Genomic DNA, 13,839 nt, shown 5'->3' on the forward strand with positions numbered 1-13,839 from the left:
CCACATATCATGATAGCGGTTCAGAATATGGAGTAAAGAACCGGTGTCGGCACGTTGCCGCAATCCCGGCGGCCGAACCCCCGAGAGGAAACCCCGCATGGCCAGCAGCGCCTCGGCGCCAACCGTATCCGCGCACCGTCAGCCGCGCTGGTACAATTATTGGGGCTGGGGCTCCGGCGACATGCTGGGGGCAGGCGCGCAGGCGGTCGTCACCGGCTGGCTGTTATACTTCTTCACCACCTTCTGTAATCTGTCCGCGGCGGAGGCGGGGCTGATTCTCGGCCTGCCGCGGCTGCTCGAGGCGATCACCTGCCCGCTGATCGGCTATGTGTCCGACAATCTGCGGCACACCTGGATCGGCCGGCGCATCGGGCGACGCAAGATCTTCCTCATCGCCACCATTCCGCTGCTGCCCAGCTTCGCGCTGATCTTCGTCGCCGGGCACAGCTTCACTTATTATCTGCTGACCTTCATCTTCTTCGAGTTCGTCTACACGATGTTCCTCATTCCGTGGGAGACGCTCGCCGCGGAAATGACCAACGATTATCGGAAAAAGGCGAAGTTCGCCGGCGCGCGGATGATCGTCGCGCAGAGCTCCGCCATCCTCGCATCCTATCTGCCGACGCTGATCATCAGCAGCCTCGGCGGCAAGGATTCGCCCAGCACCTTCCTGATCATGGGTGCCATATTCGGCGCGATCTTCAGCCTGGTCGTGCTGCTGGTGGTGATCTTCACCTGGGAACGCCCCTATACCGAAGCCGAGAAGCAGGTGCAGTCGGCGCCGCTCGACCTGAAGACCGCATTGCTGATCCCCGTCGTAATGTTCCGCGATCTGTTTTCGACGCTTCGCATCCGCGCCTTCCGTCAGCATCTGTCGATCTATCTCGGCGGCTACATCTCGCAGGACATCTTCAACACGGCCTTCCCGATTTTCGTCGTCACGGTGATGATGGGCGCGACGCTGATCATCTCGCAGCTGCTGACGATCATGTATGTGGCGCAGCTCATCTCGGTGATGATCGCCATCAATATCGTCATCCGCACCGGGCCCGTGGTCGCCTATCGCATCGCCATCAGCTTCTTCGGCGCCGGCCTCTTGCTGTTCCTCGCTTTCTATCATCTGAGACCCGCGGGCTTCGTCGCGGACCTGGGCGCCCTTCACGGCAACATGCTTTCGGCGCTGAATCCGGCGTCCGCGACGTTCAGTCCGGTGCTGATCTTCTGGCTGTTCGTGCCGATCCTGCTCGCCGGGCTCGGCCGCGGCACCCTGAATTTCGTGCCCTGGTCGGTCTATAATTACCTGCCCGACGTGGACGAGGCAGTCACGGCCCAGCGCCGTGAGGGCATCTTCGCCGGCGTGATGACGCTGGTGCGCAAGCTCGCCCAGTCGGCAGCGATCATTTGCACCGGCTGGATCATCGACCTCGGCGGCTATGTCTCGCCCAAAGGAGGCCCTGCCGAAGCTGTGCAACAGACCCCGCAAGCGATCGCCACCATCACCTGGCTGCTGATCCTCGGGCCGATCCTGGTCATGCTCGCCGGCCTGATCGCCTCGTGGCGCTTTCGCCTCAATGCGCAGACGCACGACGTGCTGATGGCCGAGATCGACCATTTGAGAGCCGGGGGCACCGAGCCAACCTCGCCCGAGGCACGCGCGGTCGTCGAGGATCTGTCGGGCTGGAAGTACGAGCAGCTCTGGGGCAAGAACCCCGTCTCGGGGAGCCGCTGATGCTGCTCGCCGCGCTGGCGCTGCTCGCGGCGGACCCGGTCGCCGCGGTCCCGCTGTTCCGCGATCCGGTGCACGACGGCGCGGCGGATGCCTCGACCGTGCACGATCCGAAGAGCAACGAATGGGTGATGTTCTACACCAATCGCCGCGCCGACCTGAAGCTCGCCGATCCGAAGGACGTCAGCTGGGTCCACGGCACCGCGATCGGCGTCGCGCGATCGAAGGACGGCGCGAAGTGGCGCTACTCGGGCACGGCGGCGATCCCCGTGAGCTGCACCGGCGCGACGCTCTGGGCGCCCGAGGTCCAGCGCTTCGGCGACAAATGGCACATGTGGATCACCGTGGTGCCCGGCGTGTTCAAGGACTGGAACGCCCCGCGCTTCCTCGTCCACCTGACAAGTCCCGACCTGAAGCGCTGGGATTGCGGCGAACGCGTCGAACTCGGCTCGGACCGAGTCATCGACGCGAGCGTGCTGGCGCTGCCGCAGGGCGGCTATCGGCTGTGGTTCAACGATGAGCGGATGGGCAAGGCGATCCGCTGGGCAGACAGCCCCGACCTGAAGAACTGGACGGTGCGCGGCACCGCCGTGACCACTCCCGGTGAAGGCCCCAAGGCGTTCCGCTGGCGCGGGCGCTGGTGGCTGATCAGCGACGCGTGGAAGGGCCTGCTGGTCCAGCATTCGAGCGACGGTGAGCATTGGACCGCGCAGCCCGGCCATCTCGCCGGCGAGCCGGGCGCGCGCCCGACCGATCGCGCCAAGGCCCAGCATCCGGACGTGATCGTCGCGGGCGATCGGGCATATCTCGTCTATTTCGTCCACCAGTCGGGCGAGCCCGAAGCGGCGAAGGATCCCGACTGGGGTCGCCGCAGCGTGCTGCAGGTCGCCGAGATCGCGGAAAAAGATGGCATCCTGTCGGTCGACCGCACAAAGCCGGCCACGATGCGGCTCGGCAAATAAGGGAAGAGACATGGATCGGCGGGCGTTTCTGGCAACCACGGCGCTCGCTACCGCGCTTCCCGCTTTCCCTGCCCGCGCGAAGGCGGTGGACACCTATAACGGCAGCGACGTGCCGATGCCCGCCCCGCACGACGGGCTCGATCCCCGCCCTACCCCTGAGGAATCCGGTCGGCTGCTGCTCGACCAGGGATGGCGTTTCCATCTCGGCGACGTGCCCATGCCCGAGATCAAGGGCCATCAGGCGACCTATGAGAACGCCAAGGCCGGTGCCGCGCACGGCGCCGCGGCGATGACCTTCGACGACAGCGACTGGCGCGAAGTCACCTTGCCCCACGATTGGGCGATCGAGAGCGCGGTCGATCCCCAGGCCAATGTCTCGCAAGGCTATCGCCGCCGCGGCATCGGCTGGTATCGCCGCACCATCCGGCTCGATCCCGCGCTCCAGGGCAAGTTCCTCGAGATCGACTTCGGCGGGATCGCCACGAATGCTACGATCTGGATCAACGGCACGATCGTCGACCGCAACTGGAGCGGCTTTAACGGCGTGCATGTCGATCTGACGCCCTATGCGCGCTTCGGCGACGAGCTCAATACGATTGCCATACGAGTCGACGCCGAGCCGATGGAAGGCTGGTGGTACGAAGGCGCCGGCATCTATCGCCACGTCTGGCTGGCGGTGCGCGCGCCGATCCACATCGTCACCGACGGCGTGCATTGCGATCCGCGCCGCGCCGCGGACGGCAGTTGGAGCGTGCCGGTCGAAGTGACGCTCGGCAACATCGCCACCGATGCGCGGCGCGTCACCGTCGAGGCCGAGCTGCTGGACCCGCAGGGTGCAAAGCTGGCGGGCGATAGCGCCGACGTCGAAGTCCAGCCGCTCCGCAACGACACCGCCAATCTACGCCTGCCAGTGGCCGATCCGCGCCTCTGGTCCCCGGACAGCCCGACACTGTATCCGCTGCTGGTCCGCATCCGCGATGGCGAAACCCTGCTCGACGAGCGCCGCATCCTTATCGGCTTCCGGACTTTCACGTTCGACAGCCGGACCGGCTTCCACCTCAACGGCCAGCCGCTCAAGATCAAGGGCACGTGTAATCACCAGGACCATGCCGGGGTCGGCACCGCCATCCCCGATTCGCTGTGGGACTGGCGCGTACGCCGCCTGAAGGCGCTCGGCTCGAACGCGATCCGCATGTCGCACAATGCGCCGCCCACCGAACTGCTCGACGCCTGCGACCGCCATGGCCTGCTGGTGATGAACGAGAACCGCCAGTTCAATCCGAGCCCCGATTACATGGCGCAGCTCGAATGGCTGGTGCGGCGCGACCGCAACCGGCCCTCCGTCTTCCTGTGGTCGGTGTTCAACGAGGAGCCGATGCAGGGTAGCCCGCAGGGCTATGAGATGGTCCGCCGCATGGCCGCGACGGTGAAGGCGCTGGACGACAGCCGCCCGGTCACTGCGGCGATGAACGACGGTATGTTCACGCCCTTGAACGTCAGCCAGGCGGTCGACGTGGTCGGATTCAATTACCAGATCCCGCAATACGACAAATACCACGCCGCCTTCCCGGACAAGCCGCTGACCAGCTCGGAGGATACCAGCGCCTTCTCGACCCGCGGCGAATGGGCGACCGACAAGACCCGCAACATCATGACCAGCTATGACGACGAGGGCGCGCCGTGGGCGCCACCCACGCCGCCGCGTGGAAGGCGATCGCCGAACGCCCGTTCGTCGCCGGCGGGTTCGTCTGGACCGGGTTCGATTATCATGGCGAGCCGACGCCGTTCGAATGGCCGTCCACCTCGAGCTTCTTCGGCATCATGGACATTTGCGGCTTCCCCAAGCTCGCCTTCCACCAGCACCGCGCGCAATGGATCGACGACACGCCCGTGCTCGCGCTCCAGCCGCACTGGAACTGGCCGGGCAAGGAGGAACGCCGATCCGCGTGGTGGCGCTCACCAATGCCGAACGCGTCACGCTGCTGCTCAACGGCAAGAAGGTCGGCGAGGCGACGGTCGACCGGCTCAAGCAGCCCGAATTCCAGGTACCCTATGTTCCCGGCAGGCTCGAAGCGATCGGCTATCGCGGCGGCCGCGAAGTCGCGCGCGCCGTGATCGAGACCGTCGGCGCGGCCTTGGCGCTCCGGCTCACACCCGATCGGCGGGTAATGGTGGGCGACGGTGAGGATGCCCAGCCGATCACCGTCGATGCCGTCGATTCGCGCGGGCGGCACGTACCGCTCGTCAATCTTCCCGCCGGCTTCACGATCGAAGGCGGCGAGATCATCGGCCTCGGCAATGGCAATCCCAATGATCACGATCCCGAAAAGGGCAGCGCGAGAAGATTGTTCAACGGCCTCGCGCAGGTGATCGTCCGCGCTGCCGCCGGGCGCGGCAAGCTGGTGCTGCGCGCCACTGCGCCGGGCCTCGAGCCGACGACGCTGACGATCGACCGCATCGCCGCCACGCCGCGCGCGCAGGTCGCCGATACCCGGCCCGAGATGCTGCTGAACTTCTGGGCACGCGCACCGTTCACTGCGACCCGGCCCGACCCCAATGCGAAGGTCGGCACCGACGATCGCTACGCCACTGCGCGCGGCCGCTCTGGCCGGCTCGAAGGACCGTCTGACGCAGGCCCCTGGAACGGCTATCAAATGAACTTCACGCCACCGGCAAGCGTCCGCCGGCGCGGCGGCGTGCTGACCTTCACCGAACTCGTCGGCAGCGCCGAGATCTGGCTCGACGGCAAGAAGATCGGCGAGAAGCGCGATCCCGCGCCGGCGCCGCTCGACGTCACGCTGCCCGCCGGACAGGGCGAACGATCGCTGGTGGTGCTGGTCGAGGCCGAGCCGGGCAAGGCATCGGGCTTCGGCAAGATGGTCGTGGTGCGCGAGAAGGTTGACCAATAGCCGCGGACTGTGGCAGTCGCCCCCACGGCTCGCGGGTATAGCACAATGGTAGTGCAGCAGCCTTCCAAGCTGAATACGCGGGTTCGATTCCGCTACCCGCTCCAGCCGCACCCGGTACCGCCTTCGGGCAGCCCCTTCGCGCGGACCAACCGACGTCGACCGACCGGTTCTCCAAGCTCTCGACGCGGACGTGTGCCCGCCCTTCGGGTTGAGCTGCCGCAAATTGCATGCATCGAAAGCGGACGGTCTGCAGACGCCCCAGTTGCGGTCGTTCGGAACGTCTGACAACGTTGCGTCATGAAGCGCCGTACAAAGTTTATCCTGATCCCTGGAATCATCATTTTGGCCGTAGTTGCCACCTTACCTTTCTGGGGAATGGGTCCTGCCGTCTTTCTCGATTCCGAGCGAGCGGTGATCTCGCGCGTAACCTCGCCAGACGGAAAGCGTACGGCACAGGTTGAACGAATTGTCGTTGGCGGCGAACCCTCCATCGTCGTTATGGTTAGACCAGCCTGGATGCCAGACTGGTATCTAGCCGGCTGCGCAGCAACTTCTCACCATCAGGATGCGACTGCTCGCGTTCGTTGGGTATCGAACAGCGCTATAGATATCAGGCACTCGGGCGAGCAGCGTTTCTGGAGCACCGGCTCGGCTCCCTTCCACAACGAGGCCTGCGGAGACTTGCTGGTCACCTTCGATAACAAGCGGCTCTGAGCGGACGTCCGCTTTCCACCCATTTGCAGACATGCTTGCAATGTAGGATTTCGTCTGACAGCCTCACCTAGCTCTTTGACATCGTAACGCCCCTCTCATCCTGCTCGTGCGAAAGCAGGAGTATAATGCTGCTTGGTCCACACCCTCCTGGATCGCCTGCGCAGGAACAGGCCAGAACGATGCAGGCAGTGTGACCCTAGTGTGACTTTCGCGGCCAACCACCCACTTCCTGCCGTTCGCTTGCATCCAGCTTGACACGAGACAGGCTCCCGTTACCCGCTCCGGCCCTTCAAGCGCATGACAACCGACACACCCCCGCTCGCACTATATGTGCATTGGCCGTTCTGCGTGTCGAAATGCCCCTATTGCGACTTCAACAGCCATGTCCGCGAGAGCGTCGACCAAGAGGCCTGGCGCGCGGCGATGCTCGCCGACCTGGCGCATGAGGCGGCGGCGCTGCCGGGGCGCAGGCTGGGCTCGATCTTCTTCGGCGGAGGCACGCCTTCGCTGATGCCGCCCGAGACGGTCGCCGCGGTAATCGCAGCGGCGGAGCAGCATTGGGGGTTCGAACCGGGCATCGAGATCACGCTGGAGGCCAATCCCTCCTCGGTCGAAGCCGCACGCTTTGCCGATCTCGCTGCCGCCGGGGTCAACCGCGTCTCGCTCGGCCTGCAGGCGCTCGACGACGAGGCGCTGCGCTTCCTCGGCCGCGCGCACGGCGTGGCGGAGGGGCTCGCGGCGCTGGAGACAGCACAATCCGTGTTCGATCGCGTCAGTTTCGACCTGATCTATGCCCGTCCCGATCAGGATCTCGCCGCCTGGGAAACCGAGCTCCACCGCGCGATCGGCTTCGGCACCGAGCATCTCTCGCTCTACCAGCTCACCATCGAACCCGGCACGCGCTTCGCGACCTTGTTCGAGAAGGGCCAGCTCGCCGCTTACGATCCCGATGCGGCGGCCGACCTGTTCGAGGCGACCCGCGAAATCACCGCGGCAGCCGGCCTGCCCGCCTACGAGATTTCCAACCATGCCCGGCCGGGCGCGGAGAGCCGGCACAACCTGACCTATTGGCGCTATGGCGACTATGCGGGGTGGGGCCCGGCGCGCACGGCCGGCGCGGCGGGCTTGCGACCATGCGGCACAAGAAGCCCGAGAACTGGATGGCCGCAGTGACGCGCAACGGCCATGGCCTTCAGCTCGAGGACCCGCTCACTCCGCATGAACGCGCGGTCGAGGCACTGGTGATGGGCCTGCGGATCGCCGAGGGCGTGGATTTGCCGCGCATCGACGCGCTCGCCGGCGGCGCGGCGCCGATCGAACCGCGCGCCCTCGCCCGGCTCCGCGAGCAGGGGCTCGTGGTCCGCGAAGGCGATCGGCTGCGCGTCACCGACGCGGGCATGCCGGTCCTCGAAGCGATCCTGCGCGAGCTGGTGATCGCGTAGTGCCCGGCGCTCCCGCTTTCGCAGGAGCACCGAGGCAGCTTATTTGCCCTTGAAGTTGGGCGGCGCCGGCGAGACCGTCGCGGTCGTCCCGCCCCGGATTTCCTGCACTTCGAGCGCGCGATCGGCGACGCCGTCGCGGCCGAATCGGAACGCCCCGTCCAGCCCCGCAAAGCCCTCGGGCTCGACCAGCCGGCGCTCGGGGAATTCGGTGCCGGGGCGCCAATCGCGCGCGATCCGCACGGTCAGCAGCACCGCGTCATAACCGAGCGTCGACAGGCGATACGGCGCGGTGCCGAAGCGCGCGCGGTATTTGGTGGCGTATTGGCGATAATAATTGTCGGGCACGCTGGCGAACCAGGCCCCGCTCAAAGCTGCCTTGCCGCCGATCGCCGAATCGGTGTTCCACAATTCGGTGCCGAGCAGCCGCGCGGTCTTGCCGCTCGGCGCCCGACGGATCAGCGGCGCCGCGGTGACCGCGCCATCGGCGCTTCCCGCGAGCAGGATCGCCTGGAACGGCGAACGACCGATCTTGGCCATTGCACTCGTCATCGATCCCGGACGCGCGTCATAGGTCTCGAGCGCGAGCACCTTGCCGCCGGCCTGCTCGACCGAACGGAGCAAGGCGGTCGAGGCGCGCTCGCCATAGAGTCCGGTGGGGATCAGCCCCGCGAAATCGGTGATCCCCGATTTCGCGGCATAGTTCACCACGCGTTCGATCGACTGGCCAGGCACATAGCCGAGGATGAAGGTGCCGTTGCCGGCGACGCTGGCGTCGTTCGAGAAGCTGAGCACGGGAACGCGGGCGCGCCGGGCGATCGGCGCGACTTCGCGCGCTTCCTCGGCCAGCAAAGGCCCGAGGATCAGCCGGTTGCCGTCGGCGATCGCCTGTTGCACCGCGGCGGCCGCCCCGCCGGCCGCGCCGGTATCGTAGGTGGTGATGCGCAGCACATCGCTCTTCGTGTCGAGCACGGCGAGCTGGGTGGCATTCTGAAGCGACCGCCCGACTCCGGCGTTCTGGCCGGTGAGCGGCACGAGCAACGCGATGCGGTGACGCTCGACGTCCTGCGGCAGTCCCGGCGCGATCGGACGCACGACGGGAGGCGCGGGCAGCTCGGGGGCCGTGGGGCGTTCGGCCTCCGGAACGATTCGCGGGCCGCTGGCGCAGGCTGCGAGAAACAGGGTCGCGCCGACTGCGGCTGCGCGCAGCATGTTCCACAGGCCCGGTTGCGCACTTACTCTGGCGTCTGCCATGACTCTCCCCGATGGATGATCTTGTTCTCGCCCCCGGCCTCTACATCGTCGCGACGCCGATCGGCAATCTCGGCGACCTCAGCCCGCGTGCTGCTCAAATACTGATGAAGGCCGATGTGGTTGCAGTTGAGGACTCGCGTGTGACAGCCGGGCTGTTTCGCCACCTCGGCACAAAGGGCAGGATGCTGCCCTATCACGACCACAACGCCGATGCCGTCCGGCCGGGGCTGATCGCGCGGATGGCGAGCGAAGCGGTGGCTCTGGTCTCCGACGCGGGGACGCCTTTGATCTCCGATCCGGGCTTCAAGCTGGTCCGCGACGCGCGCGCCGCCGGCCACGTGGTGACGACGATCCCCGGCCCCTGCGCCGCGATCGCCGCGCTCACCCTCGCCGGGCTGCCGACCGATCGCTTCCTGTTCCTGGGCTTCCTGCCCGCGAAGCAGCAGGCGCGCGCCGAGGCGATTGCCGAGGTCGCGGCGATCCGGGCGACATTGGTGCTGTACAGATCGGGCCCGCGCCTCTCCGCCTGCCTTGCCGCACTGGCAGAGGGACTCGGCGACCGCGAGGCCGCGGTTGCCCGCGAGATCACCAAGAGGTTCGAGGAGTGCGTGACGGGGACGCTGACCGAGCTCGCTGCGCGCTATGCCGATGCGCCGCCCAAGGGCGAGATGGTGGTGGTGGTCGCGCCGCCGGGGAAGCGGCGCCTGCCAGCGAGGAGGATGGCGATGCCGCGCTCGCCGAAGCGCTCACGCGGCTCCCGCCGGCAAAGGCAGCGGGCGAAGTCGCCAAAAGGCTCGGGCTGGACCGCAAGGCCCTCTACGCCCGCGCCCTGGCGCTCAAGGCTTAGGCGAACTCTTGCAGCCGCGCCGGATTGGCATCGAGCAGGAAGCTCTCGTCCGAACCGGTCAGTTCCGAAAGGCGACGGACATAGCTTTCGGCGAGCGATCGCCTCCGTTCCTTCGCATTCGCAGTGATCGCGTGGCGTGCCGCCACGATTTCCTGGATGGCGCGACGCCGGTAGTAGCTTTCGTTGGATTCCATAGTCCTCGGCACCCCCGGTGACGATGTGCGACCCGCCTCATATGAGTCGGAATGATGGAGACTAACCAAAGTTATCCACAGGCGCAAAGCCCTTGTGCGAGGAGTCGCAGATGAAACGACCTCGACGCGCGACGAGTGCCCGGAAAGCGGCGGAAAACCGCGGCCGTGAGGGCGAAAGGCGCGCCGCCTGGTGGCTCTGGCTGCGCGGCTGGCGAATCCTCGATCGCCGGGTGCGCACGCCGGCGGGCGAAGTCGACCTCGTCGTGCGCAAGGGCAACCTGATCGCGTTCGTCGAAGTGAAGACCCGCGCGACGGGCGCGGAGCTGGATTTCGCGATCGACGAACGGCGGCTTCGCCGGGTCGCTGCGGCGGCCGAATATCTGATGTCGCGCTACGCCGGGCCGGGCGACGACATCCGCGTCGATGTGATCCTCATTGCTCCCGGCAAGCTGCCTCGCCATATCGAGAATGCCTGGATGGGGTGACTTAGTTGAATAAGCCACTTACAGGAATTCCGAAGGAGGCCGAATGTCGCTCGTTGTTGCCGTGCAGATGGACCCGCTCGATGCGATCAACATCGCCGGCGATTCGACGTTCGCGCTGATGCTTTCCGCCCAGGCGCGCGGGCACCGGCTGTTCCATTACGCACCCGAGGACCTGAACTATTCGGACGGGCGCGTCTGGACCAGGGCACATCCGGTCAGCGTCCAGCGCGTCGCGGGCAACCATTTCCACTTCGACGATCCGGTGAGCCTCGATCTCGGCGAGGGCGCCGATGTCGTGCTGATGCGGCAGGACCCGCCCTTCGACCTCGGCTACATCACCGCGACGCATCTGCTCGAGCGCATCGCCGACCGCACATTGGTGGTGAACGACCCCGTCAGCGTCCGCAACGCGCCCGAAAAGGTGTTCGTGCTCGATTATGCCGAGTTCATGCCGCCGACCCTGGTGACACGCAGCCTCGACGAGGCGCGCAAGTTCCTCGGGAAGCACGGCGAGATCGTCGTCAAGCCGCTCCACGGCAATGGCGGCAAGGCGATCTTCAAGGTCGGCAGCGACGGCGCCAACCTTTCCGCGCTGATCGAAGTGTTCAACACCGCCTATCGCGAGCCGCACATGGTGCAGGCCTTCCTCCCCTCGGTGGCGCAGGGCGACAAGCGCATCGTGCTGGTCGATGGCGAGATCGCGGGCGCGATCAACCGCATCCCCGGCGAAGGCGAGATCCGCTCGAACCTCGCGGTCGGCGGATCGGCCGCGAAGACCGAATTGACCGAACGCGAGAAGCAGATCTGCGCCGCGCTCGGGCCCGAGCTCAAGAAGCGCGGGCTGCTGTTCGTCGGGATCGACGTGATCGGCGGCGAATGGCTGACCGAAATCAACGTCACTTCGCCCACGGGTATCGTCGCGATCGACAGGTTCAACGGCACCGACACCGCCGCATTGATCTGGCAGGCGATCGAACGCCGCGTCGCCGAACGCGCAGCCTGAGACGATGGGTGGCTGGCTGGACTGGGGATATCTCGGCGTTTTCCTGCTGATGGTGCTGGAGAATGTGATCCCACCTGTCCCGTCCGAAGTGATCATGGGCGTGGGCGGCATCGCCGCGGCGCAGGGCAAGATGAACTTCGCGCTGCTCGTGGCCGTAGGCACGCTCGGCTGCGCGATCGGCAATCTGTTCTGGTGGGAGATCGGCCGGCGCTACGGCTATGAACGGCTCAAGCCGATGGTCGACCGCTGGGGCCGCTGGCTGACGATGGAGTGGGAAGACGTCGAGAGGCTGCGCCGCTTCTTCGATCGCTGGGGCGGCGTGACGGTGTTCGTGTTCCGCTTCATGCCGCTCGGCCGGACAGTGATCTCGATTCCCGCCGGGCTGATGCACATGCCGTTCTGGCGCTTCCTTGCCTACACCACCGCCGGTAGCCTGGTGTGGAACACGATCCTCGTCGGCGTGGGCTTCTGGCTCGGCACCACCTTCGAGACCATCGATCACTGGATCGCGCCGGGTGTCACTGCGATCGTCGTGCTCGCGCTCGTCGCCTATGTCTGGCGCGTGCTCACCTGGAAGCCGCGCCAGCAGCGTTAGGCACGCGGATGGGCATTGCGATAGACGTCGAGCAGATGCGCGGCGTCGACCGCGGTGTAGATCTGGGTCGAGCTCAGGCTGGCATGGCCGAGCAATTCCTGCAGCGAACGCAGATCGGCGCCGCGCCCGAGCAGATGCGTGGCGAAGCTGTGGCGTAGGGCATGCGGCGTCGTCCGCTCGGACAGACCCAGCGAGGTGCGTGCCGAGCGCACCGCCTTGCGGATCATCCCCGGCGGCAGCGGCCCGCCCTTTGCCCCGCGGAACAAGGGCGCATCGCGCGACACGCCATAAGGGCAGAGCCTGGCATAGGCCTCGATCGCCGCGCGCACTTGCGGCAGCAGCGGCACGGTGCGCGTCTTGGCGCGCTTGCCGGTGACTCGCATCGTCGGCCCAAGCGGCAGTACCGCACCGGTCAGCCCGACCGCCTCGCCGATGCGCAGCCCCGCCCCGTAGAGGAGCAGCAGCACCGCCCAGTCGCGCGCGCCGATCCACGGCTCGCGCGCCTCCTCGGACACGGTCTCGGCGAGCGCCACTGCCTCGTGCGGCGCGATCGGGCGCGGAAGCCCCTTCTTGACGCGGGGACCCCGTAGCCGCGGCAGCTCGGTGCCGTCGCCGGCGGCAAATTTGAGAAAACCGCGCACCGCCGACAATTCGCGCGCGGCGGAGGCGTTGGACAGCCCGTCATTGCGGCGATGCGCCAGGAAGGCACGCAGGTCCGCGGTCTCGACCCGCGCCAGCCGCTCGCGCGTGATTTCCTCTCCCCAGTGCGACTGAAGGAATGCGATCAGCCGCACTGCGGTGGCCTCATAGGCACGCACCGTATGCACCGAGCGCCGCCGGTCGCGGGCAAGGTGCTGGCCGTAGAGGAGAGGCAGCGCGGGTTCGGTCACGCGATCAGCGTACACTTCCCTCTCCCCTTGTGGGAGAGGGAGGGAGCCGATGAAATCGGCGGAAGGGTGAGGGAGTGAGACTCAGTCCCCTCATCCTTCCCACCGCTGCGCGAGCGGGCCCCTTCCTTCTCCCACAAGGGAGAGGGAATATTCAGCCGATCTTCTGCCCGGTCTTCGCCCAATCGGCGAGGAAGCCCTCGATGCCCTTGTCGGTCAGCGGGTGCTTGACCAATTGGCGGATCACCGCGGGCGGCGCGGTCATCACGTCGGCGCCGATGCGCGCGGCCTCGAGCACGTGGATCGGATGCCGCACGCTGGCGACGAGGATCTCGGTGGTGAAATCGTAATTGTCGTAGATCAGCCGGATGTCGCTGATCAGCGCCATGCCGTCGAAGCCGTTGTCGTCGTGGCGGCCGACGAACGGCGAGACGAAGGTCGCGCCGGCCTTGGCGGCAAGCAATGCCTGATTCGCCGAGAAGCACAGGGTCACGTTGACCATCGTGCCGTCGTCGGTGAGCGCCTTGCAGGTCTTGAGCCCGTCGATCGTCAGCGGCACCTTGACTGCGATATTGTCGGCGATCTTCCGGACGATCTCGGCCTCGCGCATCATGCCCGCGTAGTCGAGCGCGACGACTTCGGCCGACACCGGCTTGCCGGGTACGATCTCGCAGATCTCGGCGACCACTTCGAGGAAATCGCGCCCCGCCTTGTGGATCAGCGACGGATTGGTGGTGACGCCGTCGAGCAGCCCCGCATCGGCAAGGTCGCGGATGTCGGCGGTGTCGGCGGTATCGGCGAAGAATTTCATGTGAGGCCCCTCA

General features: G+C 66.6%; 11 protein-coding genes, 1 tRNA gene and 4 pseudogenes. 12 read left to right on the top strand and 4 right to left on the bottom strand.

The features are described from left to right. Positions 1-97 precede the first annotated feature (97 nt). The 8 genes and pseudogenes from PIB19_RS11180 to hemW all read left to right on the top strand — a co-directional run bounded on the left by PIB19_RS11180 (position 98) and on the right by hemW (position 7,753). On the top strand, positions 98-1,729 hold the full coding sequence (locus PIB19_RS11180; RefSeq protein ID WP_271237420.1) for an MFS transporter: 1,632 nt from the start codon (positions 98-100) through the stop codon (positions 1,727-1,729). Then, positions 1,729-2,688, top strand: coding sequence for a glycoside hydrolase family 43 (locus PIB19_RS11185; protein WP_271237421.1), 960 nt, complete (start codon positions 1,729-1,731; stop codon positions 2,686-2,688). Before PIB19_RS11180 ends, PIB19_RS11185 begins: the two co-directional genes overlap by 1 nt. A 217-nt stretch (positions 2,689-2,905) precedes the next feature. Further along, positions 2,906-4,180: pseudogene (locus tag PIB19_RS11190) on the top strand (glycoside hydrolase family 2 TIM barrel-domain containing protein); the annotation flags it as partial. Between the two features lie 379 nt (positions 4,181-4,559). Continuing rightward, a pseudogene (locus PIB19_RS11195) lies at positions 4,560-4,733 on the top strand (DUF4982 domain-containing protein); the annotation flags it as partial. Positions 4,734-4,799: 66 nt separating this feature from the next. Further along, positions 4,800-5,597: a hypothetical protein gene (locus PIB19_RS11200; protein WP_271240969.1), complete on the top strand. Its 798-nt coding sequence runs from the start codon at positions 4,800-4,802 to the stop codon at positions 5,595-5,597. Between the two features lie 31 nt (positions 5,598-5,628). Next, a tRNA-Gly gene (locus PIB19_RS11205) sits at positions 5,629-5,701 on the top strand. Between the two features lie 193 nt (positions 5,702-5,894). Then, complete coding sequence (locus PIB19_RS11210) at positions 5,895-6,311, top strand: hypothetical protein (protein ID WP_271237422.1); 417 nt, start codon at positions 5,895-5,897, stop codon at positions 6,309-6,311. A 297-nt stretch (positions 6,312-6,608) separates the two neighbouring features. Beyond that, positions 6,609-7,753 (top strand): annotated as a pseudogene (hemW, locus tag PIB19_RS11215) (radical SAM family heme chaperone HemW). Positions 7,754-7,792: 39 nt separating this feature from the next. Here the strand turns inward: hemW and PIB19_RS11220 are convergent. Next, positions 7,793-9,004, bottom strand: coding sequence for a penicillin-binding protein activator (locus tag PIB19_RS11220; protein ID WP_271237423.1), 1,212 nt, complete (start codon positions 9,002-9,004; stop codon positions 7,793-7,795). An 11-nt stretch (positions 9,005-9,015) separates the two neighbouring features. On the opposite strand from PIB19_RS11220, the pseudogene rsmI reads away from it, so the two are divergent. Beyond that, positions 9,016-9,851: pseudogene (rsmI, locus tag PIB19_RS11225) on the top strand (16S rRNA (cytidine(1402)-2'-O)-methyltransferase). Here rsmI and PIB19_RS11230 read toward each other — a convergent pair. Next, entirely contained in the window at positions 9,848-10,045 is a 198-nt protein-coding gene (locus PIB19_RS11230) for a hypothetical protein (RefSeq protein ID WP_056617502.1), read from the bottom strand. The pseudogene rsmI and the gene PIB19_RS11230 overlap by 4 nt on opposite strands. Positions 10,046-10,155: 110 nt before the next feature. Between PIB19_RS11230 and PIB19_RS11235 the strand changes: the two genes are divergently transcribed. The 3 genes from PIB19_RS11235 to PIB19_RS11245 are packed head-to-tail and all read left to right on the top strand — an operon-like array spanning position 10,156 to position 12,128. Next, positions 10,156-10,530, top strand: a complete 375-nt coding sequence (locus tag PIB19_RS11235; protein ID WP_271237424.1) for a YraN family protein — start codon at positions 10,156-10,158, stop codon at positions 10,528-10,530. 43 nt (positions 10,531-10,573) lie between these two features. After that, entirely contained in the window at positions 10,574-11,533 is a 960-nt protein-coding gene (gene gshB, locus PIB19_RS11240) for a glutathione synthase (RefSeq protein ID WP_271237425.1), read from the top strand. Positions 11,534-11,537: 4 nt separating this feature from the next. Further along, on the top strand, positions 11,538-12,128 hold the full coding sequence (locus PIB19_RS11245; RefSeq protein ID WP_271237426.1) for a DedA family protein: 591 nt from the start codon (positions 11,538-11,540) through the stop codon (positions 12,126-12,128). Here PIB19_RS11245 and PIB19_RS11250 read toward each other — a convergent pair. Then, positions 12,125-13,033, bottom strand: coding sequence for a tyrosine recombinase XerC (locus PIB19_RS11250; protein WP_271237427.1), 909 nt, complete (start codon positions 13,031-13,033; stop codon positions 12,125-12,127). The two genes, PIB19_RS11245 and PIB19_RS11250, sit on opposite strands and share 4 nt — an antisense overlap. Before the next feature lie 136 nt (positions 13,034-13,169). Then, a complete protein-coding gene (gene fsa, locus PIB19_RS11255) occupies positions 13,170-13,826 on the bottom strand; it encodes a fructose-6-phosphate aldolase (RefSeq protein WP_271237428.1) in 657 nt (218 codons plus the stop codon). Between the last annotated feature and the right edge of the window lie 13 nt (positions 13,827-13,839).

The organism is Sphingomonas sp. 7/4-4 (assembly GCF_027941955.1).
Lineage (GTDB): Bacteria > Pseudomonadota > Alphaproteobacteria > Sphingomonadales > Sphingomonadaceae > Sphingomonas.

What these genes read in the sequence shown, in the direction of transcription:
- PIB19_RS11180 (WP_271237420.1), top strand. Translation starts at nt 98, where the DNA reads ATGGCCAGCAGCGCCTCGGCGCCAACCGTATCCGCGCACCGTCAGCCG.
- PIB19_RS11185 (WP_271237421.1), top strand. Translation starts at nt 1,729, where the DNA reads ATGCTGCTCGCCGCGCTGGCGCTGCTCGCGGCGGACCCGGTCGCCGCG.
- PIB19_RS11210 (WP_271237422.1), top strand. Translation starts at nt 5,895, where the DNA reads ATGAAGCGCCGTACAAAGTTTATCCTGATCCCTGGAATCATCATTTTG.
- PIB19_RS11220 (WP_271237423.1), bottom strand. Translation starts at nt 9,004, where the DNA reads ATGGCAGACGCCAGAGTAAGTGCGCAACCGGGCCTGTGGAACATGCTG.
- PIB19_RS11230 (WP_056617502.1), bottom strand. Translation starts at nt 10,045, where the DNA reads ATGGAATCCAACGAAAGCTACTACCGGCGTCGCGCCATCCAGGAAATC.
- PIB19_RS11235 (WP_271237424.1), top strand. Translation starts at nt 10,156, where the DNA reads ATGAAACGACCTCGACGCGCGACGAGTGCCCGGAAAGCGGCGGAAAAC.
- gshB (WP_271237425.1), top strand. Translation starts at nt 10,574, where the DNA reads ATGTCGCTCGTTGTTGCCGTGCAGATGGACCCGCTCGATGCGATCAAC.
- PIB19_RS11245 (WP_271237426.1), top strand. Translation starts at nt 11,538, where the DNA reads ATGGGTGGCTGGCTGGACTGGGGATATCTCGGCGTTTTCCTGCTGATG.
- fsa (WP_271237428.1), bottom strand. Translation starts at nt 13,826, where the DNA reads ATGAAATTCTTCGCCGATACCGCCGACACCGCCGACATCCGCGACCTT.